The 26,614-nt window shown below is 39.6% G+C and carries 18 protein-coding genes and 1 riboswitch; of the genes, 4 read left to right on the top strand and 14 right to left on the bottom strand.

Features of this window, described 5'->3' with window-relative positions; translation table 11 throughout:
• Window positions 1-67 precede the first annotated feature (67 nt).
• From ftsL to ASU03_RS15510, 4 genes are all read right to left on the bottom strand, one after another.
• Complete coding sequence (ftsL, locus tag ASU03_RS15495; RefSeq protein WP_057832678.1) at window positions 68-376, bottom strand: cell division protein FtsL; 309 nt, start codon at window positions 374-376, stop codon at window positions 68-70.
• Between the two features lie 2 nt (window positions 377-378).
• Complete coding sequence (gene rsmH, locus ASU03_RS15500) at window positions 379-1,329, bottom strand: 16S rRNA (cytosine(1402)-N(4))-methyltransferase RsmH (protein ID WP_057832679.1); 951 nt, start codon at window positions 1,327-1,329, stop codon at window positions 379-381.
• A gap of 59 nt (window positions 1,330-1,388) precedes the next feature.
• Window positions 1,389-1,847, bottom strand: coding sequence for a division/cell wall cluster transcriptional repressor MraZ (mraZ, locus tag ASU03_RS15505; RefSeq protein WP_057832680.1), 459 nt, complete (start codon window positions 1,845-1,847; stop codon window positions 1,389-1,391).
• Between the two features lie 573 nt (window positions 1,848-2,420).
• On the bottom strand, window positions 2,421-4,256 hold the full coding sequence (locus ASU03_RS15510) for an acyl-CoA dehydrogenase (RefSeq protein ID WP_057832681.1): 1,836 nt from the start codon (window positions 4,254-4,256) through the stop codon (window positions 2,421-2,423).
• Window positions 4,257-4,542: 286 nt separating this feature from the next.
• On the opposite strand from ASU03_RS15510, the gene ASU03_RS15515 reads away from it, so the two are divergent.
• Window positions 4,543-5,661 carry a hypothetical protein gene (locus tag ASU03_RS15515; RefSeq protein ID WP_231731602.1) on the top strand — a complete coding sequence of 373 codons (1,119 nt, stop codon included), beginning with the start codon at window positions 4,543-4,545 and terminating at the stop codon, window positions 5,659-5,661.
• 33 nt (window positions 5,662-5,694) lie between these two features.
• On the opposite strand, the gene ASU03_RS15520 is transcribed toward ASU03_RS15515, so the two are convergent.
• From ASU03_RS15520 to ASU03_RS15540, 5 genes are all read right to left on the bottom strand, one after another.
• The gene (locus tag ASU03_RS15520) at window positions 5,695-6,624 is read right to left on the bottom strand and encodes a Dyp-type peroxidase (protein WP_057832682.1); all 930 of its coding nucleotides are present in this window, start codon (window positions 6,622-6,624) and stop codon (window positions 5,695-5,697) included.
• Window positions 6,625-6,733: 109 nt separating this feature from the next.
• Complete coding sequence (locus ASU03_RS15525; protein WP_057832683.1) at window positions 6,734-7,654, bottom strand: hypothetical protein; 921 nt, start codon at window positions 7,652-7,654, stop codon at window positions 6,734-6,736.
• A 7-nt stretch (window positions 7,655-7,661) separates the two neighbouring features.
• Window positions 7,662-10,565 carry an ATP-binding protein gene (locus ASU03_RS15530; protein WP_231731603.1) on the bottom strand — a complete coding sequence of 968 codons (2,904 nt, stop codon included), beginning with the start codon at window positions 10,563-10,565 and terminating at the stop codon, window positions 7,662-7,664.
• Between the two features lie 407 nt (window positions 10,566-10,972).
• Window positions 10,973-14,209, bottom strand: coding sequence for an efflux RND transporter permease subunit (locus tag ASU03_RS15535; RefSeq protein ID WP_231731604.1), 3,237 nt, complete (start codon window positions 14,207-14,209; stop codon window positions 10,973-10,975).
• A gap of 2 nt (window positions 14,210-14,211) precedes the next feature.
• Window positions 14,212-15,447: an efflux RND transporter periplasmic adaptor subunit gene (locus tag ASU03_RS15540; RefSeq protein ID WP_057832685.1), complete on the bottom strand. Its 1,236-nt coding sequence runs from the start codon at window positions 15,445-15,447 to the stop codon at window positions 14,212-14,214.
• Window positions 15,448-15,875: 428 nt separating this feature from the next.
• Between ASU03_RS15540 and ASU03_RS15545 the strand changes: the two genes are divergently transcribed.
• On the top strand, window positions 15,876-16,730 hold the full coding sequence (locus tag ASU03_RS15545) for a CvfB family protein (protein WP_057832686.1): 855 nt from the start codon (window positions 15,876-15,878) through the stop codon (window positions 16,728-16,730).
• A gap of 175 nt (window positions 16,731-16,905) precedes the next feature.
• Here ASU03_RS15545 and ASU03_RS15550 read toward each other — a convergent pair whose 3' ends face one another.
• Window positions 16,906-19,404: a TonB-dependent receptor gene (locus ASU03_RS15550; RefSeq protein ID WP_057832687.1), complete on the bottom strand. Its 2,499-nt coding sequence runs from the start codon at window positions 19,402-19,404 to the stop codon at window positions 16,906-16,908.
• Window positions 19,405-19,532: 128 nt separating this feature from the next.
• Entirely contained in the window at window positions 19,533-19,856 is a 324-nt protein-coding gene (locus tag ASU03_RS15555) for a hypothetical protein (RefSeq protein ID WP_057832688.1), read from the bottom strand.
• A gap of 196 nt (window positions 19,857-20,052) precedes the next feature.
• On the opposite strand from ASU03_RS15555, the gene traF reads away from it, so the two are divergent.
• Entirely contained in the window at window positions 20,053-21,318 is a 1,266-nt protein-coding gene (gene traF / locus ASU03_RS15560) for a conjugal transfer protein TraF (RefSeq protein WP_057832689.1), read from the top strand.
• Window positions 21,319-21,620: 302 nt separating this feature from the next.
• Here traF and ASU03_RS15565 read toward each other — a convergent pair whose 3' ends face one another.
• From ASU03_RS15565 to ASU03_RS15575, 3 genes are all read right to left on the bottom strand, one after another.
• Window positions 21,621-22,751: a succinylglutamate desuccinylase/aspartoacylase family protein gene (locus tag ASU03_RS15565; protein WP_057832690.1), complete on the bottom strand. Its 1,131-nt coding sequence runs from the start codon at window positions 22,749-22,751 to the stop codon at window positions 21,621-21,623.
• A 22-nt stretch (window positions 22,752-22,773) separates the two neighbouring features.
• Entirely contained in the window at window positions 22,774-24,021 is a 1,248-nt protein-coding gene (locus ASU03_RS15570) for a PLP-dependent decarboxylase (RefSeq protein ID WP_057832691.1), read from the bottom strand.
• Window positions 24,022-24,199: 178 nt separating this feature from the next.
• A complete protein-coding gene (locus ASU03_RS15575) occupies window positions 24,200-24,949 on the bottom strand; it encodes a 2,3,4,5-tetrahydropyridine-2,6-dicarboxylate N-succinyltransferase (RefSeq protein WP_057832692.1) in 750 nt (249 codons plus the stop codon).
• Window positions 24,950-25,121: 172 nt separating this feature from the next.
• Window positions 25,122-25,372, bottom strand: a riboswitch (Lysine riboswitch).
• A gap of 167 nt (window positions 25,373-25,539) precedes the next feature.
• Between ASU03_RS15575 and ASU03_RS15580 the strand changes: the two genes are divergently transcribed.
• The gene (locus tag ASU03_RS15580) at window positions 25,540-26,604 is read left to right on the top strand and encodes a methyltransferase (protein ID WP_231731605.1); all 1,065 of its coding nucleotides are present in this window, start codon (window positions 25,540-25,542) and stop codon (window positions 26,602-26,604) included.
• Window positions 26,605-26,614 lie beyond the last annotated feature (10 nt).

The following is a 26,614-nucleotide window of genomic DNA, read 5'->3' on the forward strand; positions in this document are numbered from 1 at the left end:
CTGTCAGGCAAAGGCATATTGGCTTTGAACAAGTTATTTCTCATAAGTTCTCGCTATTAGCCTTGCCCTACTGCAAGCTAACAATCACTTCCGAGTCCCTATCAGGCCGTTTCATATCTAATAACCTTTTGGCTTTACTCTCTATCGCACTGTGTTCTGCTAAACTACTTTGCTCTATTAATAAGTTACGCCACTCAATATCTAATTCATCTTGGAGTGTTAACAACACTTCAAGGTCACTGGTAGTTTGTCGATTGATATGACTGTAATAAATCACAGAAAATGCCGACATCACCACAAATAACAATAAAATATAAGTCACGCTAAAGCGGACAATATCTTGCCAAATATCAAAGACTAAGGCACGAGCTGCCATAACTAATCAATGTTTCTAGCTAAACGCTCAGCAACACGTAATACCGAACTTCTCGAACGTATATTTTGCTCAACTTCCGCTTTACTGGGTTTTAATTTACGACCAATTAACAAGAATTTTTTACTTTTATTTAATTCAACCTCACTGATAGGCAGGCCTCGCGGCACTTTTCTACCCTGAGAATGTTTTTTCATAAACTGCTTCACTAAACGGTCTTCCAAAGAATGAAAGCTAATAACAACAAGACGCCCGCCCTCTGCTAACACATCAAGTGACGCGGCCAGGACTTTTTCAATTTGCTCTAGCTCACTGTTGATATATATGCGAATGGCCTGAAAGCTTCGCGTTGCTGGGTGCTTCTTGATTTCTCGTTGTGGTGCTGTGGTTTTGATCAACTTGGCTAATTGGCTGGTTCTAGTTAACGGTGTTTCTTCTCGGCTATCAACAATCGCATTAGCAATGCGCCAAGCATGTTTTTCTTCACCAAACGTTCTTAACACCCAAGTAATGTCTTCAACATCGGCAACCGCTAGCCATTCTGCTGCGGTTTGACCCTTGCTGGTATCCATACGCATATCAAGAGGACCATCTTTCATAAAACTAAAACCCCGTTCAGCTTCATCTAACTGAGGGGAAGAAACACCTAAATCAAGTAAAATGCCATCAACCTTACCGGTTAAGTTATGCTTTTCAGCAATTTCAGCTAAGGCGGCAAAACCTTGATGTTCAATTAAAAAACGTGAATCATCTTTGAATTTGTCAGCGGCAGCAATGGCAGTAAGGTCACGGTCAATGGCAATTAAGCGACCCTTACTAGATAACTTAGAAAGAATTAATGATGAATGACCGCCGCGACCAAAAGTACAGTCGATAAAACAACCATCACCTGTAATAGCTAAGCCTTCAACGGCTTCATTGAGCAACACTGAGATATGAGTGGTGTCTAATTCCATGTTATTATTTTTATAACCCTTGTTAACACATTTATGTTGATAAGTGATTTGAATAACGACTAAAGTGATAAGTCGAGCAAACGTTCAGTCAATTCAATTTCACCTGTTTGTATTTTACTAATACCCTGTTGCATTAGTGTTTTCCATGCGGTGTCATGCCAAATTTCAAATTTATTCAACTGGCCGACAAGCATGATGTTTTTATCTAAATTGGCATGTTGTCTTAATGGCCCATTAATAAGTAAGCGACCATTTTTATCCATTTCACAATCACTGGCATTACCCAAAATTATTTGTTTGAATAACCGTTCTTGTCGGTTGGTGCTAGACAAGCTAGCCAAAGATAATTCTATTTCTTCCCACTCAGCTAAGGGATAAAGTAATAAACAAGCTTGCTGAATATCAACAGTACAGACCATTTTCCCTTGGCAATCAGCAAATAGCTCATCACGATACTTGGTCGGTATCGTGATCCTATTTTTGCTATCAAGCGTAATTGCGCTGCTGCCTCTAAACATATCTGTTGTTGCTTCGCCGTTTTCGGTCAATTAATAAACAAGTGAGTAGAGGCAAAACTTAAAGAGCCACATTTCCCCACATTTTTCCACAATGATACAGTTTAGTGAAAAAAGTAAGGGGCTGTCAAGTAAGGAAAACGAAAAACACTGACAAGATACTGGCTATAACACCAGTAAAATTAAGGCTTACAGGGAAGTGAATGAATTTTTGGTATTTTGTGGTCTGCAATACAAAAAAAGCAGTAAAAAACCTACTTTTTCTCGCTTTATGACGAAATATCACCCGCAATTGTCAGAGCAGTGATAACGGAGGGCGGTTATCCAAAAAAAGAACATTTAGTTAACCTCAACACAGCCTAATGAATGTTAATCAATATCGATATCGATATGAACGCAATAAAGCAGTAATGGCAAAAAAATCATTAGCGAAAAACTATCATATTATCAACCATGATAGTTTTTTGCTTTAACAAGCGTGCCATCGTGCATGCACAATGGCAATGAACATAAAGGTAAAAATTTCTTGTTGGCTAACTTTGCTTATGCCGAGTTGCAGTGAGTGATTTTATTAGGCTAAAAAAGATCATCATCGATAGCAAATAAAGTATGACAACCCGACTTGATGGTCGCCAGTAACGATAATCGGCGCGGTAATAAACGAGCAAAATAATATCGTGCGGTATGCAACTTACTCTGATAAAAATCAGCGCCGTACTCACTTTGCTCATCATTAGCATTTTCCAGCTGAGCAAGGTGTTGCAATGATACTTGCGCCATCTTAGCCCAAATAAAAGCCATGGCAGTATAACCAAAGACATGTAAGTAATCATTGGCTGCAGCGCCAATTTCATTTAAATCATCAGCAGATTTTGTTAACAGTAATGTCGATATATCTTGTAAATCAGCCAAGGCACTTGCTAAGGGGTCAACAAACTCAGTCATGGCTTGGTTACCTTGCTGAGACTCAATGTAGTCACTGACTTCTTTAGTAAACACGTTAATCAAGTCGCCTTTGCTGCCAATTACTTTACGCATCAACAAATCCATAGCCTGAATACCATTGGTGCCTTCATAAATTTGTGCAATACGGGCATCACGCACTAATTTCTCTTGTCCCCACTCACGAATATAACCATGCCCTCCCAACACTTGTTGGCCGGCAACAGCAGATTCAAAACCTAAGTCAGTGAAAAAAGCTTTTGCCAAAGGTGTCATTAAGCTCGATAACTGTTCACCTTTTTTCTGCATATCTCCGCTGGCAAACGTTGCGTAATCAAGTTGCATGGCAATATAGCAACTTAATGCCCGCGAGCCTTCATTAAAGGCTTTCATAGAGAGCAACATACGACGGACATCACCATGAACCATGATAGAGTCCGGCTGAGCTGATTTCTTTGACGATTTAGTTAGTGATTTACCTTGGCGTCTGTCTTTAGCATATTCAAGGGCATTTTGATAAGATCGCTCACCCGCTGACAGGCCTTGTATACCAACGCCGATACGTTCAAAGTTCATCATGGTAAACATACAAGCCAAGCCTTTATTTAACTCACCAATTAAGAACCCTTGCGCACCATCAAAATTCATTACACAAGTAGAGGAGGCATGAATACCCATTTTTTCTTCAATGGAGCCACAACTAACCTTATTTCGCTCGGCTAAACATTCATTGTCATCGACATTAAATTTAGGTACCAAAAAGAGGGATATACCTTTAGGGCCATCGGGTGCGTCAGGTAATTTAGCTAAGACTAGGTGAATAATATTTTCGGTAAGATCATGCTCACCACCGGTAATAAATATTTTACTACCGCTAATATGGTAACTACCGTCTGCTTGTGGCAACGCTTTGGTTTGGATAATGCCCAGATCTGAGCCCGCATGTGCTTCAGTTAAGCACATTGATGCCGACCATTGACCACTATAGAGTTTAGTTAAATAACGTTGCTTTAATGCTTCACTACCATGTTTGGCTAATGACAAAGCAGCGCCAGCGGTAAGTATTGGGTATAAGGCAAACGAAATATCCGTGCTACAGAGCATCTCCTCCATAAAAGCACTGACAATTTTTGGCATACCCATGCCGCCATAATTAATATCACCGCCAAGGGCGCACCAACCACCTTTAGCGAAAGTATTAAAAGCCTCTTTATAGCCAGGTGCCGTTTTAACTTGGCCACCGACACCGTCTTCATTAAGGGTAAAACTAACACCTATTTCATCACCTTGACGAGCAATGGGATCTATTTCTTGCTCAGCAATTTTTGCACATTCTTGTAATATTGCTATCGCTGTTTCTTTATCAACTTGTTCTTTGAGCTGGGATGATTGTTGCCACATTTTATCGGCATTAAACACTTGATATAACAAAAAGTTCATATCAGTTAATGGCGCTTTATATTCAGCCATGTAAACCTCCTCTTTATAAAATAGATTGCCGTGTGGCAAACACACGATTAAAACACTCGTTTGAATATAATGTAAATCATAGCAATGTAAAGCGATAATCATCAAAGCCCTACTTTATTTTAAAAAACACCATGATTATGTTGTTATTTTCTTGGCAGAACTTTATCAGCCGCTTACTATTGCCTTTAAAACTAAGTTAAGGTGTTATTTAGGGTTTATACTCAGCTAATCCTTAGCCAAATTGCTAAGCCTAAGTTAATTTCAAGCTTAAGCGATAAAAACATTAATGCCTGTATTAACAAACGACAGTGCTAACAACCGTCATAACATTTGTGCTAACAGCAGCACTATCACCAGAGTAAAGAGTAAAAAAAACGTGACTTTTAAATTACCCTACACATTTCTTAACAAGTATCAGCGCCTACTAATCATTACTGCTTTGCTGCCCTTACTTATGGTGAAGGGCCAAGCTCAGCAACTGAGCTTTAATAAAACTCAGGTAGAGCAAGGTTATCGTTTTCATTACCAATGGCTTGACCACAGAAAAGTCAAACAAGACATCAGTTTTACCTTAACATCAGCAGGGTTATTTGAGCGCTTTAGAAACTTTAAAAACTATCAAAATAGTTATGCGCAAAAAACAATTCTTCGCCGTATAAAAAAACATATGCAGCAAAACCCTATAGCAGGGGTGCAAATACATTATCGGCAGCAACAAAATAATTTTATTATTGAAGCCAGAGGTTTAGATAAAAATAAAGTAACAAAAACCTATCAAGAATTAGCGCGAGTAGAGGCTAAAATAACTCGAGAGTACTTACAGGAAACGTATTACCAATCCTTTACCAATCATGAACAGCTCAGTGGCATTAAGGTAGACCATGTTAGTATAGCTAATGATTCGGTCGCCGATTTAAAGGCTTTAAAGCCGATAATTTTAGAGCAGGTCTCTATTGAAAATATTCGTAAAGCCACTAACTATGTCTTGGGTTTTGTGCAAAGTATTCCTTACAATACCTTAGAATCTAGGCTCACCTCTTCAGGTGCAGGTTTTAACCCGCCATTACAGCTACTGTGGCAGAATCAAGGAGATTGTGATAGTAAGATGACGTTAACCGCAGCCTTACTTAGAGCTTTGATGCCTAGGATTGAGATGGTATTAATCTATGTTGATGGTCATGCCTTTATCGGTATCAATATTCCCGCAAAAGCAGGGGAAGTCACTATTGAATATGAGCAAGTGAATTACCTGTTAGCAGAGCCGACTGGGCCGGCATTATTACCTTTGGGGAAACTAGCGCCGGAGTCAGAGCTAGCGATTAATCAAGGACACTACATAGCCGAAAATTATCATGAGGTGATAGCAAAACAACCAGCAGAGCCCGCCAGTGAACAAGACAAATAAAGGGCCCGTGCTGTTAAGCTAAGGTGGTTGCTATTAGTCAATATCAGCCACATGAGCAAGGAAATTTAAACTAGGGGCAAAAAAGGCGCTACCCGTTTCAGCTTGGGTATATTTAAGTAAATGATCCACATTACCATGACCATCGCCATGGATCATACTATGAAGCATAAGCTCAAAGGGCTTGGGTGACTGACAATAGGAAACAAAAAACAGCCCTTTACGCTTCATGTCACCATAAGGCATACTTTGCCTAACAATTTCAATACTATTACCGTGATCATCTTTAAGGCTAGTGCGTTTAGTGTGAGCTGTTAGCGCCTTATCAGCACTCTCATATTCAATGTTATCTAGCTTAGTTCGACCATAAACATCTTCTTGCTCATGCTCAGCAAGCGAGTCCCACAGTGTTAAGTTATGCTGATAACGCTGGGTATGTAAATAGCTACCACCAGCAAAACCACTATCATCTTGCTCTTTCACCAGAGCCACTTCACGGCGGTGCAGTCCTTGTGGGTTCTCAGTGCCATCAACAAAACCTGTTAAGTCTCTGCCATCTAAAAATCTAAACGCTTGTACTTGCTCTATTAGCTCAACACTATCACCCAATAGCTGACAGACCTTAGTACTGACAATATGATTCACATCAGCGCGATCACTACGGATTTCTACATAAATATCATAACTATTGGTTGGTGCAACTCGATCACCACTATGCATTACGGGAAAGGGGGCTAATAAAGCTGGACGTGCACGGGGATAAAACTCATCCCAATAAGCTTCACCTATGGCGATAACACCAATAAGATTTGCCTCAGAAAACTGCTCGGCATAATTTTCAAATAACGTAGGTAAACGTGAGATTGCCGCACGAATAAAGGCGTTTTTATTATCTAGGGCATTAAATAATAAATAATTTCCATGCAAGTTTGGTTCAGCGCAAATACCAAATTGTTCTCTAGCCATGTTCCGTTCCTGTTAACGTCTTTTATATTGCAAGCTTATAATGCCAGTATTGTACACAATAAAGTTTGTCTTACCATGATGTTGGGAGAAAAGCTTAATAGACTGAGTATTAGTTCACCTTCCATAAACCTTTATCGTTAATACACATTAGCTCTTTGAGGGTTTCTTTTTCTTTGCCAAAAAGATTATTAAAGGTGACATTAAAACATTGCCGTTTATTACGAATCGTCATTTTTCCTTTAATAATGATACCGTGATTACCGCTGGCAACATTTTGCCATAGCGACTTGTTTTGCTTACTATCATTAAGTAAAACAACAACTTTTTCTTGCATCAAGGCAACGTCTTGCGCCGTTAAATACTTAGCAGAGCGAGAGTTCACATCAACAATACCCGCGAGACCCGCAACCACCTCAAAAGGCAAAGTAATAACACCTTTGAAAAAACCTGACACTAAACCACTACTCGCTTCCTTGCCAATAGTTTTAGCATCAACGATAGTATTTTCAATGCGAGAAAGGTACTGTGGAATATAGTCTCTGGAGAGCTCAATTTCTTCCAGATATCGAGTGGAATGAGCTCGCCAACGCGCTACTTCCGCAGTGGTATTATTGGTGGTGTTAACAACATCATCAACGCGTTTAAGTATGGCTGGCATAGAGGCTTGTAATTTTACTACTTGCTGCTCGATACTCGCCAGTTGGCTTAGCAATGCTGGTAACTGTCTTGAATAATACTCACTTTCCACTATCACTTGCTGCACCACAGGCAGTGACGCTGCCACTTGTGATAAAATCTCAGGGGCTTGCTGCGCAACTAATGCTCTGACTTTAGCCACTTCTACTCTAACTAAAGCAACTTCAGTGACTATGTCAGTAATTTTTGGACTTACCGAGTCTACTGTTTGCGTGGTTTTCTCAATAACACTGATAATAGCGGGTAGCTGTAGAGTAAACTTGAATAAAGACCAAGCTAAAAAGGCAATGGCTACAGCCAACAAGGCTTGTGAATAAGAAAATGGCTTCGTCATAATAATATTACTGCTGCTCAATCAAATAAATTTCATCAATTAGGCAATGGGCCAAGTCATTAATTAGCAAATGATCTGGTTTATCTGCCACTAATTCTCTCTTAATTATAATCTCTAACTCTTGTGCTGCTTGGTTAAGTTCAGCAAAGCCAAACATTTGTGCCGCACCCGCTAAACGATGAGCAAGGTACGCTATTTTTTCTATCTCATCATTATCATTATAACGCTGCAACTCTCGCTTATCCTGATTAAGATTGAGTTTAAATTGATGAACTAAATCACTCAAATCAACTTGAGAGAGACTTTGTTCGGCTTTATAAACCACTTCACTGGCCGTTAACCCCAGCCCTGGTGACTCACCTTGCGGATCAGTGGTGAAATACTTAGCCAGGGTAGCAATAAAATTCTTTCTTTCAATGGGCTTCTTTAAGTGCCCAGTAAAACCGACTGCCAAGTATTGGCTTACTTCATGGCTCATAGCATTCGCCGTTAAAGCATAGATAGGCTGATGGCAACCTAAAGCACGCAGCGTTTTATAAGCCTCAACACCGTCCATTTCAGGCATTTGAATATCTAAAAGTATCAACTTGGGCTGATGTTCAAGGCAAAGTTGTACCGCTTCTTTACCATTGCTGGCGACAATAACGTCTAAACCTAAACTGGTCAATAATCGGGTAATCAAGCGACGGTTATCATCATGGTCTTCAGCCAAAAGTATTTTACCGCTAAAACTCAGGTCAGCAATTTCCACTGGCGGTACATCATCAATGGCATTACTCGTGTCATTAATATGTTGACAAGGTAGGGTCAGGCAAAACTGGCTGCCCTTACCTAAAGTACTGGTCACCGCGATATTGCCAGCCATTAATTTTGCTAGCTGATTTGATAAAGAAAGTCCAAGTCCAGAGCCGCCAAAGCGTCGGCTAATACTATTATCGGCTTGAGTAAATATTTCAAAAATTTGGGCTAAATGCTCCTTACTCAAGCCTATGCCGGTATCTGAGACAGTAAAAGTCAATTGCTCATGTTGCCATGTGATCGTGAGTATTACCTGACCTTTTTGGGTAAATTTAATCGCATTAGCACATAAATTTAGCAATATTTGCTTTAAGCGTAAACTATCGACTTGAATAATAAAGGGTAACGATAATTGATGTTCAATGGTGAATTTCAAGTTCTTTTGCTGAGCTTGATCGGTAAAAGTATCGGCTAAATCTTGAATTAATTCAGCTATATTCAGTGGTTGTATTTCTAATTCAAACTTATTGGCTTCAATCCGACTCAAATCCAAAATATCATTGATTAACTCTAATAAATGTAAACTGTTGCCATGGATAACTGCTATATCTTCTTGGATCTTATCTTTATCAGTATCACCATAAATAATGGCTTCCGCATGGCCAACAATAGCGGTAAGTGGTGTACGAATTTCATGACTCATATTAGCAAGAAATTGACTTTTAATTTGGTTAGCTTGGGCTAATTCATCGGTTAAATCTTCAAGTTCACGGGTCCGCTGTTTAACACGAAATTCTAATTCTTGCGTTAAGCGTTTTTCCAGATAGCGTCGATAGATAAAAAACACCACCACTAGAATGAGTACTAAGGCTAAAATGATAAGATTACGTTGCTGCTTTATTTTAGCGGATTGTAAATTCTGCAACTTTCTCCGCTGCTCCAAATCAACAATCTTTTGATTCAGCTGCACTGACTCAAATTCAGCTAACTTATCATTAAGCAAACTATTAGAAGCTTGCAGATACCTATTTTGATATTTTTTTTGTTCGACAAGGGCCTGAGAAAATTTTTGTTGGCTGGCATTGATTAAGGCAGAGATGGCTAAATTTTCAGTGAGTAGTACTTGGTAATCTATTTTTTTACCAACCGCAATGGAACGCTCAATATATTGCGCAGCCAACCTTACCTCGCCAGAATAAAAGGCAGCTTTAGCTAGGCTTTGCAAACTACCGGCATAGGCTTTTTGGTGACCTACTGCTTTGCTAACAGCTAATGCCTGCTTGCCATAAAACATCGCTTGCTCAATATCAAAAGTATCATTATAGATTTCTGACATATTATGTAATTGTGAAGCAATATCATGTTTATAACCGTGCTGTTGAAAGTATTCTAATGCGGCTAAAATATTTTCTTTGCCAAGCTCAAACTGGCCAGAATCTTTATAGGCAACACCTAAACCGGCTCTCGCCGTGGCAACACCATGGCCATCTTTAAATTGCTGACGCTTCTTTATGATAACTTTTAGCATAGCTATGGCACTGTCAAAACGTTTTAAGCTGATATGTAAAACAGCAATATTATACCTAACATCAACTTTATCAGTTTCATTGCCATAACGGGCATATAAGGGTCCAGCCAGTTGATAATTGACCAAGGCTAAATTGGGCTGCCCTAATGAGGTATAAACGAGGGCAATATTATTTAACAAATTTGCCCGTTCAATGGCATAGGTATTAACGTCACTGCCTTGATTATCATCATAATAAGCTAATGATGTTTGATAAGCATTTAATGCGGGTTTTAACTCCCCCTTATAATACAATAGTATGCCAAGCATTTTATTTGCTTGTGCTGCTAAGCTGGGTAATTTTTCCTGAATGGCAATTTCTTTTGCCTGCTGTACCACGACAATACCTTGATTATATTGATGCAGGGTAAAAAAAACTTTACCCTGTTGCTGTAATATAGCGACTTTGTCGGCCGCATTAATAGCAGGAGATTTAATCAATTGCGATAGCTCCAGCAAAGCTTGCTTTTTATCGACTTGCAAGTTAATTTCTTGAAGGTTTTTTTGTAACTGGCTATGCTGTGCCCAAACTGTATTAAGACTGGCTAAATTTGCCAAGGTGAAGATAAAAAAGAGCAGTATTATTTGTTTTAGTCGTTCCATCATGGGGCTATGTAGCGCTCATTTTTTGCTATTATCGGCTGCCGAATTCTATAGGCAGTATAAAGATGAGTATTTATAACATTAATCGCCATTAAAAAACATCCTATCGATAAACCGCCTGTAATACTGACAATGTCGCCGCCTAGAAAAAAACCATAATTTAAATTAATCATCTTGATAGCGGGCAATATTTACCCCCATAATATTTATTCCCGACCAGTATGGCCTTTCACTTTACCCGGCAACTGACATGTTGACTTAGGTAAGGCATTACCGACAACAACGCCATAATTAATATGATTTTTTTAATTTAAGGGCTGTTCAATAATAAAAAACCACCGACTAAGCGGTGGTTTTCATAAAATGGCTCTTGCCTGCTGAGATAACTTTTCTAACTTAACTGAGTTTACCTACGCTTTAGTGCTATCCGCAGCATCCGTACCAAACAACATTTGTTTAGTGGCGTTTATAAATCGTCTTGCCAGCATACGCATATCTTCAATGATCAGGTAAAGGCTAGGAATAAACACCAAGGTTACTATGGTGGCAAATAGCACACCAAACGACAGTGATACCGCCATAGGGATCACTATTTGTGCCTGAGCACTAGTTTCGAAGAAAATAATGGGTACTAGGCCAATAAAAGTAGTGACTGACGTTAACATGATGGCACGAAAACGCTTGGTGCCCGCATGTATTACCGCATCTTTTAATGCCTCGCCACGCTGTCTTGCTTTGTTAACAAAGTCCACCATCACCAGCGAGTCATTGACCACCACGCCCGATGCTGCCGCAATACCAAACATGGATAATACGCTTAAATCCAAGCCTAACATCATATGGCCGAATACCGCACCAATAATACCAAAAGGAATCACGGTCATGATCATGATTGCTTGTGAGTAAGATTTTAAGGGGATAGCTAACAGTGAAAATATAATCATAAACGAAATCATCATGTCACGGAACTGCTCCGCTGCACCATCCATTTCTTCCTGAATACGTCCAGACACTTCACTTTTCACTAGAGGATATTTTCTCAGTAACTCAGGAATAAAATTATCACGAATATCGTTAGCCACTTCAAAGGGCTCTACCTGTTCAGCATCCACTGATGCCCAGACATTGATAGTGCGGTTACCATTTTCACGACGAATGCGAGTAACACCATCGGTAAGAATAATTTCAGCCAACTCAGACAAAGGCAATTCCGCACCATTAGGGGCTTGGATCATGACATCATCAACATGGCCAACACTGCTGCGTTGCTCAAGCGGATAACGTACCATCACCTTAACTTCTTCACTATCACGCAAAATACGCTGCGCTTCTAAGCCATAAAAACTATAACTAACTTGCGAGGCAATATCTTCCAGCGTTAAACCTAAACTATAAGCTAAAGGTTTTAAGGTGAACTGTACTTCCTTAGCACTGGTTTGGCGTGAATCATTAACATCACCAATACCTTTAAGTGAATTAAGTTTCAGTTTGAGCTCTTGTGCCGCCGCCAGTAACTGAGCATCGTCTTGGCTTTCCAGTCTAAAAGCAATATCACCATCATCTCGGCCACCGCCAAATAAATTATCACTAATGGTTAGGGATTTAACACCTGGGTAGTTAGGAATTGCCTTACGCCATAAATCGGCCAGCTCAAAAGTGTTGATAGCTCTATCCTTTGGAATAACTAGCTTGACCATTACTTGACCGTTAGTTCGGCTACGTAAATCAACTTGCATATCGGAGATCATTGAGCTGCCATACTTAGCTTCAATCTCTTTATCAATTTTATGAATAATACTTTCAATGCTTAATAAGGTCTTTAAGGTAGCCTTTTCTGAGGCATCAATATTCATTTCCACACTGATGCGAGGAAAATCATGAGGTATCTTAGGTTGGCCAACATAGCGTACTAAACCACCACCAAATAAACCGGCACTTACCAGCATCAAGCTAATAAAAAACATCAGCACCGCATAGCGATATTCAATAAACATTATTAAGGCGGGACGATAGACATTTTCAATAAAGTTTTTTAATTTAGTATCAATCCAGGCACGAAGCCTATCTAGCGGGTTTTTCGGATTAAACTTTTTCACCTTCATGTTAACCAAATGCGACGGTAAAATAAGTTTTGATTCAATGAGTGAGAATATCAGACATAAAACCACCACGGCCCCAATGGCCTTACCAAAGGCAGCGGACGGACCTTCACCAAAGAGAAAGGGCAGAAACACGGCAATAGTGGTTAGTACACCAAAAGTGGCTGGCATAGCAACACGTTGCACACCACGAATAACATTGTCTGTGGTATGCCCGTGTTCTTCAATTTCTTCATGGGCACTTTCGCCCATAACGATGGCATCATCAACCACTATGCCAAGTACTAAGATAAAGGCAAATAAACTAATAACATTGATGCTGACACCGATAAAGTCCATCGGCATAAATAATAACGTGCCTAAGAAACATACTGGCAAACCCATCATTACCCAGAAGGCTAGCCGTACCCGTAAAAATAGCGCCAACATCAAAAAGACTAAGACCGCACCACTTTTCATGTTGTCGAGCATCATGTCCAAACGGCCATTGAGGTAATAAGTCATATCAACCCAAGTTTCTAGCTTAACTCCTTGCGGTAAAACCGATGCTTTTTCATCAACATAGCGATTGATAATATCGGCAACCTTAGTAATACTTTTATTCTCTGCAGCGCCGATAAAAATAGTGATTGAATTTTCACCATTAAATTTAGAATATTGTAAACCTTCCTGGAAACCATCATTGATGGTGGCAACCTCACTTAACATGACTTTAGTGCCATCTTCCAAAGTAATAACGGGAATTTGTTCAAACTCATAGCCACGATAGGCTTGATTTTCCACCCGTAAATTGATATAGCCATTGGCAGCGCGAATCTGCCCGGCAGACATATTACGGGAAAAACTACGTACCGCGTTAGCAACATCCCTAAAACTTAAGCCGTATTCTCTTAATTTATCTTTACTGACTTCAATTGATATTTCATAGTCTAAGCCACTGTATAACTCAGAAATACTGATGCCGGGCAGTTGCTGTATTTCATTATGAATTTTACGGCCAAGCTCTTTCAACTCACCATTAGTTAAATCACCATAAAGTGAAATATACATCACTTCCTGACGGAATTTCTCTCGCTCAACCTTGATTCGCTCCATACCATCCGGAAAACTTGGAATAGCATCAATGGCTGATTTTACCTCTTCCAAGACAACCTGGGCATCATAATCAAGCTCAACTTCAAACCAACCGTTAGAATAATTTCGGCTAGAATAAGTTATCACTCGCTTAAGTCCTTGCACTGATTTAAGCGCTTCTTCGATCTTAATGGTAATACCTTCCTCAACCTCTTGAGGTGCGGCTCCAGGATAAGGTGCATTATATGAAATCCAGTTAAACTCTAACTGGGGAAACATTTGTTTATTAATGGTCAGTGCCGTTAAGCTGCCACCAATCAAGATAAAAAACATCAATAAGTTGGCAGCGATACTATTACGAGCAAACCAAGCAATAATACCTTTATGAGTATCGATATTATCAAGAGGTCTATTCAAATTTTCGCTATCAATATCTTGTTTATCTTCAGGGCTATTCTCTACAGAAGAAGTCATTTTTATTCTCCTGAGTCTTTTTTGTTATTACTGGCCATTTGTGTTTCGCTTGAATTTTCTTCACTTGCTGGCAATTCTTTTTCGGCATCATCAACCACTAAGGCTAATTTCATGCCATCAACTGGGTAATCAAGTGCAGAAACAATTAATTGGTCACCGTCAGCTAAACCATTGGCGACAACAACATGGCTACCTTGTTGGCGAACAATATCAATAACAACATAATGCAACTTTGATTCACTATCTAAAAGAGCCACCTTGCCATTGACCACTAAATAACGAGGAATTAGGGTTGCCTGACTAATATCATAGCCCTTAATTTTAGCGTTAACGTAACTACCAAAACGTAGCGGTACACCCGTAGTATTGCCCGAATTTAATAAGTAAGGATCATTAATTTCAGCCACTAGATAACTCATACGACTTTTATTATCAATGATACCTTCACTGCGTATTATGCGAGCTTGCCATTGTGTGCTTTGTCCTGCATAAGTACCCATTAAATTAACTTGGGCATTAACACCTTGTTTATTTGACTCAGTTTTAGTTAAAAAAGCTAACTGATTATCGGCAACGGGCAAACGAATTTCTGCAACTGCCGTACCCAATACGTGACCGATATTACTGCCGACACCAACATAAGAACCTAAACCAACATTACGACTGTCTATCAAGGCATCGTATGGCGAGCGTATTTCAGTACGTTCTAAATTCCGTTTTGCCCGTAATACTGACGCTTGCGCAGATTTTACTCGTGCTAACTCTTGAGCAAGTTGGGGTTTACGTAAACTTAACTCGGTCGGCGAACTATTTTCAATTTGTTTCCATTCTCGTTCTGCTACTTTGCCTTGCGCCACTTCCTTTTCCAATGCTGCGCGTGCTGAAGCCATAGACGCCTGCGCATCAAGTAACGCTGCTTGATAATCACTGGGGTCAATACGTGCTAATAACTGACCTTTGTTGACAAAACCGCCACGAACAAAAACCTCACTTAACTCAACAATTTCACCGTTGACTTGCGCAATTAATTCGGTTTCATATTTAGGTTTTACCATACCGTAAGAGTTTACTGTCAGTGTCATTGGTGCCACTGATATGCTTTCAACGGCGACAATAGGAGTATTATCAACTTGCTCTTTTTCCTCGGGTGGCTTTTTCATACTAGAAAAACCCACCATGGCGGCAATGCCAATAGCTAAAATGACAATAGGTATAATAATTTGTTTTTTAGTGGCCACTTTTAATCCTTTTTCTAAAAGTTTGATGTTTTTAATTTGCTCTAGGGTTTTATTACAGGAAAATTTATTTTTATTTTATCCCGCTAGATTAACCAATTATTCATTACATGTATGAACAAAGATGTAACTCGGTATTACAAAATGCGCACCAGGTGATGAACCGGCCAAGCCTAAACTGTAAATATAAATTTAAACCCTTTACTTTCATATAGATAAAGGCGTTTCTTTTATTGGTTAATATGTAAGCTATTAATTAATGTCAAAATAAAACTCTTTAGCTTTTGCTATATTTCACCATTTTTTAGTTATTTATTCATTGAACTTGCCAAACTAACCACTTCTGTGTAAACCATAAGCAATTTTGAAATCATTGGGTATAGCCCATTGAATGCGTTACAATATGACAAATTCTCTCCACGGCACTGCCCATGACCAACTCACAAATAACCCCTCAAGCAACCATAGGTAAATTCAATCAGCTTAACATTGTTGCCTTGGCGGACAATGGCGCATACCTTGATGCTGGGGAGTTAGGTGAAATTTTATTACCTAAGCGCTATGTACCTGAATTATGCAAAGTAGGTGAAAGTCTTAAGGTTTTCATTTACCGCGATTCTGCAGATAGATTGATTGCTACCACGGAAACACCTTTAGCACAGGTGGGTGAATTTGTTTCTTTGAAAGTGATTGAAGTCAATAAAATAGGCGCTTTTCTTGATTGGGGCTTACCTAAAGATTTATTGGTGCCTTACAACCAGCAACACACCGCAATGGAAGTGGGTAAATATTACTTAGTCAGAGTTTTTCTTGACCAACTCACTGACCGTCTTGCTGCCTCAAGTAAGCTAGATAAATTTATTGATATATGGCCAGCCGAGTACCAACAAGGTGACAAAGTGAACCTCATTATTGGCGGCAAAACTGACTTAGGTTTTAAAGCCATTGTTAATGATTTACATTGGGGCTTACTTTACGATAATGAAATTTTTCAGCACCTTCGAGTTGGCAAAAAAATTACCGGCTACATTAAACATGTTCGTGAAGATGGTCGTTTAGATCTAATCTTATCGCGTGGTAGTAAAAATAAGGTTAATGATTTTTCTGCTAAATTATTAGCACACATTGCAGACCGTGGCGGTATTAGCCCTTTGCACGATAAAAGCTCTCCAGAGTTGATTCAAAGAACCTTAGGGGTTAGTAAAAAAACCTTTAAAGCGACGGTAGGAAACCTATTGAAAAAAGGCAAGATTACTATTGTTAAAGATGGCATAAAATTGGTTTAACCTCTCTAAATAAAGCTAACTCAGTAATTTCAAATAAAAATTTCAAATAAAAAAGAGGCTATAATAATGTTATAGCCTCTTTTTTTTACCCTGACTCATTTCTCTATCTGCTTTAACTATTTAACCCAGCATACCACTTGCTATGATGATCCCTGCTTGAGCTGAGTAATAAACATTAAAAGCTGCCACGAATGCCAATACTGAAATTACGACCAGGTAATGGCGCAATCTCTTTTATAAAAGACGAGTGCACCCGGGCATGTTCATTAGTTAGATTCTGCCCTTTCAAATACAAGGTTAAATCATCACCAACGCCAGCAATATAATAATTAACATGTGCATCAACCATAGTATAGCTATCTGTTGTGGTTTCTAACTCAGCAATATCTGTTTGTTCAAAGTAGTGGCTAACACTCAGTTCACTCGCAAAGTTATCCGCTTGATAATTAACAATAACACCAAGCCTCATCGGAGGAATACGCGGTAGATTACCCTTTTCGTCATTATCAACAAGCCTAGCTCGGATATAGTCGGCAATTAAGCTGGTTTTAACGGCCGATGACACTTGATAAACAAATTCAGCTTCAGCGCCATACATATGCACATCAGCTTGCTGATAAACTAATATAGGTAAGCCTGATTCATCTTCATGGTCGTCTGCATGAGTATGTTCATGTTCTTCGACAAAAAATAGGCCAGTATTTTTCTGGTAATAATAATCATCAATACGATTATAAAATGCGCTAATAACATAACCAAAATCACCGTTAAATTTCCGTAAGGTCACATCCAGATTAAGCGATGTTTCGACCCTGGGTACTTGCTCAGCTAACTCGACCTGAATTTCATCACCTTCTTGATGTACAGCAAACATTGCGCCTACCTCAAAAGTGTTTGTGCCTATATGTGGACCAAATGAAAATAACTCGCCTGAAGAGGCGGCACGTTGTGACAGTGCCAGTGAAAACCCTAAGTTATAACCTGATTGGTAATCCCAGACTAAACCTGCGGAAGCACTAATCGGGGTAAATGATTGCCGTTCAAATGATACTAATGTTTGATGGTGCTCATTATGTATTGGTTCATGATGTAATTCATGACCTTCTTCAAAGCCGATCAAGCTATCATCAGCATCGATAGTGACTTGCTCTATTCTAGCGCCCAATTGCAATAATACCGGACCAAAATGTTTCTCTTCTAACCATGCCGCCGCGAACATTGCCGATTTAGCGGGTGGTGAGAAAGCCTCTTCGCCGAGAGCTTTAAAGTCTGATGCTTTATAATGAATAGTCCAGGCTCCTTGCCAACCAGAAAAATCGCGATGAAAAAGATCAATACGCGCTTCCGTACTTTTATTGCTAAAAGTTGTGCCAACTAAGCCTGACTCAATTTCTTGGTGTTGATAATCACTGTAGGCAAATTTTGTGCCGACCTTGCTAATGAAATTTTCGGCAAAATTATATTCGCCCAGCACTTGCCATCTATCTTGCTGCATTTTTGCATAAACACCGCTATCTTGGCTAGCACTCAGGGTTAACGGCTGAGTATGTTCATCAGCATGTTCCCCTTCATGGCTATGGCCAGGAATTCCGTAGTCTCTACTCATAAAACCATAAGAAAAACCGATAAAGCCATCGTCAAGTAAATAACTAGTACCGAAGGTGGCACCACTGGCGGTAGAGGCACTATTTTCGAGGCGGGCTTTCCCATGTTCTTCATCTTCACCATCAACGGCCTGATGTTCTTCTTCATGGGAGTCTGCTTCACCTGCAAGTTTATAGTCTTTCGAGTCACGCCAAAAACCATCCAAGTGAAAAGCGATATTATCTCGACCCGTTTGGATATTAATTGAGCCCTGCAGCTCATTGGAAACATCGTTATATTGTAACAAATAGTCAATTTGATCGTCAGTACTCCTTGGTACACGTTCATCCACCACATTAACCACACCACCAATTGCACCACTGCCGTAAAATAGCGTTGCTGGACCACGTAATACTTCTATTTGTGTTGCTGTACTTGTTTCTGTTGCTACGACGTGATCAGGACCAATACGTGAAGCATCGCCAACGTCTAAGCCATTTTGGGTAATAAGTACTCTAGGACCATCCAAGCCTCTAATAATGGGTGTACTGGCAACGGGGCCATAATAACTCGAATGAACACCCACTTCATTTTTTAGCGTCTCCCCTAAGGTTGCCGCTTGTTTCATTTTTAATTCATCGGCACTGAGCACATTAATAGGCAATGCCGACTCAATTAAAGAGCTATGTAACGGCGTAACATAGACATCAATAATTTCCATCACAGAAGCAGACAAAACTACCTTTAGGTCAATGACGTCTTGCTCTTTAACAATAATTTGTTGATTACTATGCCCATAATTTCTAGCACTAATATGAAGTTCAAAAACGCCTTGTTTAACGTCGGTAAAGGTAAATCGCCCTTGAGCATTGGAGCGTACTTGTTGTGTGCCATTAGCTAATTTCACTCTGGCATTATAAATAGCTTGGCCTTGTTTATTAAGCACTACCCCTGATAGGCTCTGCGCTAAGCTGGTTTGACTAAAACATAACATTGTTGCAAATGTTGACAGTACTCCGGTGTTAACAATTTTTTTAAGCTGGAATTTAACTTGACTATTGATACTCTTTTGATTGGCAAAAAAAGACATAAACTGGTTTCCGATACTTTTTTAGGTGATGCATACCACGCTGAGAATTTAGTTTCTCAGACAGGCAGCTAGGTGCGGGCTTAGTTACTTGCACTAAGCCCCGCACAATAAAATACACGAGAAGAAAATTACAGCGAGCTTGGCGGTGCTCTTAACGGCGGGATAATATAAGCCAGTGCGGCAAGCACGACACTGATAATTCGAATTTTGTTTAGTCTAGCTATGCTAGTTACTACTGGGTATAGCCGGATAGAGCTAGGTGGTGAATCTATACCTTGCTGGCATAAATGACAGTCATGTGATGCAATATTTAAAAATGCATCAAAGTCAACTTGAGTAAAATGTTCACTATGAGCAAAAAAAGTCGCACAAAAGAGCAAGAGCGTTATAACGCCCTGGCGAATTTTTCGCTTATAAATTTTAAGTTGACATTTAGCTAAGGTAAAGTTCATAAATGTTATAATATAACAATTTAAAGATGAACTCAATAGTTGCTTATTTTACCCTAATGAGCTTTCTCACTTACGATCAAAAAAGCCATAAAAACATCAGGCTAAATAGCTCCGCTGCGCTATACTTTGGCCAGTTAACTCTATCTTTCTCTTGGGTAAAGTAGTTATGTTATCTTATTAACACAAGGATTTATTTATGGCCCCTTTGACTTACTCCCCGTTAAATATTCTCTGCCTGCACACCTTAAAACCAACATTATTGTTCATGCTGCTCATGGCTATGGCACTACCTAGTTATGGAGAGAGCTTTACCGCTAAACGTACCGGGCAAGGCTTTACTGGCTTAACCCAAGACTTTACCTCATCATTGAGTAACCCTGCGTTACTGACCAAATTTGATAACGATGATGATATTTTCTTTTCTTTAAATATAGGAGTTATGGCATCGGACAAATATGGTGTTGTTGATACTACAAAAGAAATTAGTGATAACCTTGATAATTTAGCCAATGATATTAATGGCATTCAATGGCAAAATCTTCAATCACAAGACCAAGTAAAAAGTTACTCTGATGACCTAAATCAACAAGTAGATGATATTATTGCTGACTTTAAAAAAATTGATAATAAGGTAGTAAGGGTACGTAATGGTTTGAACTTCCAAATGATTATTCCTAACCAGTATTTAAGTTTTGGACTATTTACCAATCAATACGGACGTATTGCTGGCACACTAGAGTACAGCGAAGGCGATAAAAAAATATTAAATGACGCGATTTCATCCGCTAACTTAAACTTAAATGATCTGGCGTCAGCAACCACTACCCTCGGTTATTCAATTGCCGAAGCTGGTGTTATGGCTGCTTATCCTGCGTTTAAACACGCCAATTATGATTTTAGTATTGGGTCAAAAATAAAATATCAACGCATTGATCTTTATTATAATCGCGGAAAAATCAGTGAATTTAACGATGATGACTTTGAGATCAGTAATGACGAGAATATTACCAATAAAAGTGGTAGCAATATTGACTTAGGTTTATACCTAGCCTGGGGAGCAGAGCGTCAATGGCACGTGGCTCTGGTCAGTAGTAACTTGCTAAAACAAACCGTACATCATGTTGCACAAGATATTACTTTTACTTTAAAAAACAGCACTGTCTTTGGTTTAAGTTATCAAAATAGTTGGTTAAGCCTAGCGACAGAGATAGACTTAACTGACCGAGCACAGTTTGCTGCTTTAGCGCCATCAAAATATGCTGGCGTTGGTGCAGAGTTTCGTTTCTATGAACACATTCAATTTCGCTTAGGTTATCGTACTGACTTAAATGGCATTGATGACGATATTTACACGGCCGGTATTGGCATTTCACCTTGGACGGTATTTGCTATTGATATTGCCGCTTTCACTGGCGATAACGATACTATTGGTGCAGCCTTGCAACTCAGTTTAAAAATATAGCTCGCGACTTACAGTAAAGTAAATAACTTAACTTAACTTAACTTAACAACCGCACTCCTAGACATATTGTCACAGTGAGTTGCGCGTACATCCTGTTTTGCTCGCTCCTAGATATCCCTATCTCCGCGAGCTACCGTACATCCTGTTTTGCTCGCTCCTAGATATCCCTATCTCCGCGAGCTACCGTACATCCTGTTTTGCTCGCTCTTAGATATCCATATCTCCGCGAGCTACCGTACATCCTGTTTTGCTCGCTCTTAGATATCCCTATCTCCGCGAGCTACCGTACATCCTGTACATAATTAAAGTTCGAAATAATGACAAAGCACCTTATACAACTCAGTACCTTGATTAACGCTAGCAGAAGCAAAATGTAAAATAGGGATAACCTCTTGCTCAAGCGACACATAATGCAATGCCTCACCATCACCATAGTTATCCATACGCAGAATTCGTACTAAAGGCTCGCCGGCAGCTAAGGGTTTGCCAAACTCAGCAAGGTAATCGACCATACCGCCCATAGGAGAATATAAGGCTTTATAATCTTTCAAGTAACCCGCGTATCGAGTCATTTTTTGTGGCTGATATTGCTTATTATCAATAACACCCTGATATTGTAAATAAGATAAAATACTTAAGGCATCTTGCTTGGCGACATCTAAGTCTATTTGCTCTTGCGAGCCCAATTCGACGGTGAAACTTTCCTTGTTAAAAGCCCCTTGCCCCATAGTAAATTTTCGACCCAAGTTTTCATAGGCCTGCTGTAAACTCCACCAAGGACAAAATGTCGCCTCATCCATAGCGCCATCAAAATCATTTGGAATGAGTAAGGTATGCTCAATATCAAAATATTTAGCGCTCTCTTGTGCATACTCAGGGCAATATAAATGTTTACTGGAAATTGGACCTGTGTGTAAGTCCAAAACTATATCAGCTTGGTGCGCTAGGCGCTGCAATTGATAAGCAATGCGTTGTCCTGTCGTTAGACCCCAAGAGTTGTGCGCTAACTTAGTTTCAACTTCACTAAGCAATAGTTGCTGAAATTTATCTTTTATTTCCTCTTCACTAGCATCTAAGTACTGTTGCGCAAAAGGCTCGATAACACTTTCATCAAAATGGTACATCCTATTCCAGTTTACTCCGGTAATAGGATCAAACCGCCCTAAAGTATACTCACCATTTTTGTGATTACAGGCAACGGGATTTGCATAAGGTACTAAGGTAATATTACCTTGCAAGTTACAGTGCTGTAGTAGTTCCAATAATTGGAAAATAACAGCATTACCTTGCACTTCCGCGCCATGCATATTTGCCTGTATATAGACACTGGCAGCCGCATTATTTTCACCTTTAAAGGCATAAACAGGCACAGTTAGTTTAGCGCCACTGGCCATTTCGCCCACTGACATAACTTCTTTGCTAAATTTATTCATCACATTCCCTCAATTATTTTAACTATGCCAAATAAGATGAAGCTGGCTGAGCCGCTCTCACTTGAGTAAGAATGCCATCTTGATAAACATACTCAGCCGCTAATTCATGACATAAAAAAAATGGCATACTTTCAGTAAAGCCATAAGCGCCGCAATAACCAAACACTAATTTATCGCCAACATCGATATCAGCAGGTAAATGTAAATACCCAAGTTTATCCATGCTAGTACATAAAGGACCATGTAGGTCAAAACCCTGCATAGTAGTCTTTTCAGCAGAAAAACCTGCGCGCAATATTTGTACCGGAAAGGTTTGTTCGGTGATTGCTGGGCGTAGTAAATGATTTATACCTGCGGCTAACACCAGCTGTTCTTGCTCATAATTCATTTTTCTATCCACTACCGGTACCACATAATAACCACACTCGGCCACAGCAAATCGCCCTAACTCCAGCCACAACTCTTTAACACCTGATTTTGCTTTGATAACGGCCAAGTCAGCAATAATTCGCGGCCAAGACAACGTTTGCCCTACCCCTAAATAATCAATGCCTAAACCACCACCTAAATCGAGTATATCGAGTGTCATACCGATGCGGTTAGCTAAGTCAGTCAACGGGCTTATCATTTGCGACCATAATGAAAACATTTTTTCATTACTGAGCATATTGCCCCATTGAAAAATATGTAAGCCACAAATTGCCAACGCAGGATAGCTATCTACATGAATAGTTTGCCACTCAGACACGGATAGACCAAACGGCGTTAAGCTATTACCACCGAGTGGGTTTTTCTCGCCTTCATGCCATTGCAGCTGTACTCTAAGTAGTACTTTTGGCTTATCAGCATCACCTGATGATAACTCTTGTTCAAGCACTACTTCATTAAGCCAAGTAAGTTGGTTTAAACTTTCTACCACAAAAGTACGTACACCTTGCTTAACAAATGATGCTAGCTGTTTTTTAGATTTTGCTGGTCCGGTATTTAGCACTCGACTTGGATCTACGCCCTGTGCGAGTACCTGCGTTAATTCACCGGCGCTGGCGACATCAAAGTCAAAGCCAGCATTGTCTAGAGTTTGAATTATTTTTGATAGCGGATTAGCTTTAACGGCAAACCATAATTTAATAACATCTTGCTGCTGTAAACTTGCTAAATGTGCCTTCAGTGCATCAAGTTGATAAACAAAATAGCCTTGTTCGTCTTCAGGCGAGACATGCTCAAGCAAGGCGTTTTCAATCGTGGTGTCAAACCAAGTGGCTTTAGTCATCATATTTTTCTTTAATCTTAAAACTCAATCGAGTTAGTAAATTAGTTAATCTAGTGAATAGATTAATCAATCAGCTTTAAGCTGTATGGTTCAAGCTAAAGAAAAAAGCACGGAATTGATGACTATCAATGAGTACTTTTGACGCATAGATTGGACCATACAGCGACAAGATGATTAATTAACGCAGAATTGATTCTAATTCAAGTGATGCATCGCTTTGTTCATCACGATACTTAACAATAAGTGCACAGGCCATGCTTAAACCTAGCGCTTTTGCCCACTCACCTTTGACAGGTCGGGTACCAGGAACAACCACAGCACGTTCTGGTATTTCAGCGCCTTTTTCTCGCATAACTTGGTTTACACAATCATAAACAGGTACAGATTTAGAAAGAGATACACCAGGTGCTAACACCGCACCTTTTTTAACCACGATACCTTCAACGACAACAACACCTGCACTCAAAAAGGCATCATCTTCAATAATGACTGGACTAGCCCCAATAGGCTCTAAGACACCACCTATTTGCACCGCAGCTGAGATGTGAACATTTTTCCCCACCTGCGCACATGAACCAATTAAAGCATGGCTATCTACCATAGTACCGGTATCAACATAGGCACCAACATTGATGTATGCTGGTGGCATGATGATTACACCTTCAGCAACATAGGCTCCGGCACGTACTGATGAGCCACCAGGTACCAAACGAACACCATCTTCTGGTGTAAACTGACGAGCGGGTAAGTTATGTTTATCAACAAACCCTTGATAATTACCATTTAAAGCAACATTTTCACCGGCTTTAAATGCGGCTAAAATGCCTTGTTTTACTTCAACATTGACATGCCAATTACCGGCTTCATCTTGGTTTGCCGCTCGTAAACTACCTGATTCCAACTGTGCTAAAACATCTTGCCAGTTCATTTTTCACTCCGCTTATCTGATAAAAAGTCTATAGAAAATAATGTATACCTAGTGTTATTACGGACATGGTTAAACATGCTTAATTAATAAAGCTAAATACATTGTGCGGAGTACTGGGCAATTACAAAGAAGAGCATAACATCAGCGGGGCTGGCATTTTGGCTAATATGCAAAGGCCAGAAGCTCCCCACTTAAACAACCAATATGGTTATGGTTCAAAGTGACAGTTGTTGGGATTCAGCCCACTACTTTATAAGGTATAAAGTAAACAACCGATAAACAGCCAATCAAATAGCCCTCTATCTCGGCGTTAATCCCCCTCATTACCCTCTACAGAGTTTGATCTCTGTTTTTGACTGTATTAAAAAAACCATACAAACAAAACAACGGTAATTACCTGGTTAACGCTCCTCTTCTGGCCCTATTAAAATTTAGTGGTAAGTTAATTAACCACTAAATAAGAATTAGGGACGTTGGCTATTTAAGCATTTTTTTTACTTGGGTACAATTAACTTAGCGCAAATAGCCCTATTCCCTTATACTAATTTCCCGTAGAATATAACCTTTATTCTTTCTCTATTTATTGCCCTATGTCTTTGTCGAATCCTAGCCAAGTTTTATTACGTAATAGTGAATTACTGCTGGCTAAAGCACCATTATTGATTAATTTACCTGAAGATGGCTTCATTGATGCGTATATTGAACTACATCAACCCAACAGCATTAATTGTTTTAATACTAATTTCATTGACTATCAGGCAATCACAAAAAAACATGGCCGTACCGCTAAAAACAAGGTACAGGCTACTTTCGCTAGCACTTATCAAACAAAAATGTGCCATGACCTCGTCATAATCGCGTTCCCTAAAAGTAAGGTGGAATTAGTTTTCACCTTAGCTACGATTGCTCATTGTATAAATGACACCACAAAAATATTACTGGTGGGCGAGAAAAAAGGTGGCATTCAGTCTGCACCTAAATTAACCCAAGAGCTACTGACTTGTTGCCAGAAAGTCGATGCTGCTCGCCACTGTCTGCTTTTTGCTGGCTTGTTTCAGCCAGAAAAATTATCTGCCGTTTTCAAGGAGCAAGATTGGTTTAAAAAATACCAAATTACTGTCGAGGGCATTGAACTAACAATCGCTTCACTACCTGGCGTTTTCAGCCAACAAAAACTTGATGTAGGCACGGCTTTATTATTGAGTAACTTACCGGAGAAAATGACGGGGAAAGTGCTTGATTTTGGTTGTGGCGCAGGCGTTATTAGCTGTTTTATCGGCAAAAAATTTAGCGAGACACAGTTGTCTCTACTTGATGTCAGTGCTTTAGCATTAACTTCAGCACAAGAGAGCTTAGCTTTAAACGGTTTATCGGCACAGGTATTCCCTTCAAATAGCCTATCGGATGTTAGCGAACAATATCAACACGTTGTTTCCAACCCGCCTTTTCATCAAGGTGTCAAAACACACTATCAAGCCAGCGAAGACTTTTTAGCTGGGATAAAAAAGCAACTTTATAAGCAAGGCAGCATTACCATAGTAGCCAATAGCTTTTTACGCTATCAAGCAATCATGCAAACATCTATTGGTCATACTCGTATTATTGCAAAAGACAAAGGGTTTACTATTTACCAAGCTCAGCTATCATCAAAGTAATATAGTATAA

The sequence above is a fragment of the Colwellia sp. TT2012 genome, assembly GCF_001440345.1.
In the GTDB taxonomy this organism is placed as follows: Bacteria; Pseudomonadota; Gammaproteobacteria; order Enterobacterales; family Alteromonadaceae; genus Colwellia.

Coding starts and splice junctions, on each gene's coding strand:
- ASU03_RS15520 (WP_057832682.1), bottom strand. CDS start 6,624: ATGGCTAGAGAACAATTTGGTATTTGCGCTGAACCAAACTTGCATGGA.
- ASU03_RS15530 (WP_231731603.1), bottom strand. CDS start 10,565: ATGATGGAACGACTAAAACAAATAATACTGCTCTTTTTTATCTTCACC.
- ASU03_RS15570 (WP_057832691.1), bottom strand. CDS start 24,021: ATGACTAAAGCCACTTGGTTTGACACCACGATTGAAAACGCCTTGCTT.
- ASU03_RS15515 (WP_231731602.1), top strand. CDS start 4,543: ATGCCTGTATTAACAAACGACAGTGCTAACAACCGTCATAACATTTGT.
- ASU03_RS15565 (WP_057832690.1), bottom strand. CDS start 22,751: ATGAATAAATTTAGCAAAGAAGTTATGTCAGTGGGCGAAATGGCCAGT.
- ASU03_RS15550 (WP_057832687.1), bottom strand. CDS start 19,404: ATGTCTTTTTTTGCCAATCAAAAGAGTATCAATAGTCAAGTTAAATTC.
- ASU03_RS15575 (WP_057832692.1), bottom strand. CDS start 24,949: ATGAACTGGCAAGATGTTTTAGCACAGTTGGAATCAGGTAGTTTACGA.
- ASU03_RS15555 (WP_057832688.1), bottom strand. CDS start 19,856: ATGAACTTTACCTTAGCTAAATGTCAACTTAAAATTTATAAGCGAAAA.
- ASU03_RS15510 (WP_057832681.1), bottom strand. CDS start 4,256: ATGGCTGAATATAAAGCGCCATTAACTGATATGAACTTTTTGTTATAT.
- ASU03_RS15545 (WP_057832686.1), top strand. CDS start 15,876: ATGACCAACTCACAAATAACCCCTCAAGCAACCATAGGTAAATTCAAT.
- ftsL (WP_057832678.1), bottom strand. CDS start 376: ATGGCAGCTCGTGCCTTAGTCTTTGATATTTGGCAAGATATTGTCCGC.
- ASU03_RS15580 (WP_231731605.1), top strand. CDS start 25,540: ATGTCTTTGTCGAATCCTAGCCAAGTTTTATTACGTAATAGTGAATTA.
- mraZ (WP_057832680.1), bottom strand. CDS start 1,847: ATGTTTAGAGGCAGCAGCGCAATTACGCTTGATAGCAAAAATAGGATC.
- ASU03_RS15535 (WP_231731604.1), bottom strand. CDS start 14,209: ATGACTTCTTCTGTAGAGAATAGCCCTGAAGATAAACAAGATATTGAT.
- traF (WP_057832689.1), top strand. CDS start 20,053: ATGGCCCCTTTGACTTACTCCCCGTTAAATATTCTCTGCCTGCACACC.
- ASU03_RS15525 (WP_057832683.1), bottom strand. CDS start 7,654: ATGACGAAGCCATTTTCTTATTCACAAGCCTTGTTGGCTGTAGCCATT.
- rsmH (WP_057832679.1), bottom strand. CDS start 1,329: ATGGAATTAGACACCACTCATATCTCAGTGTTGCTCAATGAAGCCGTT.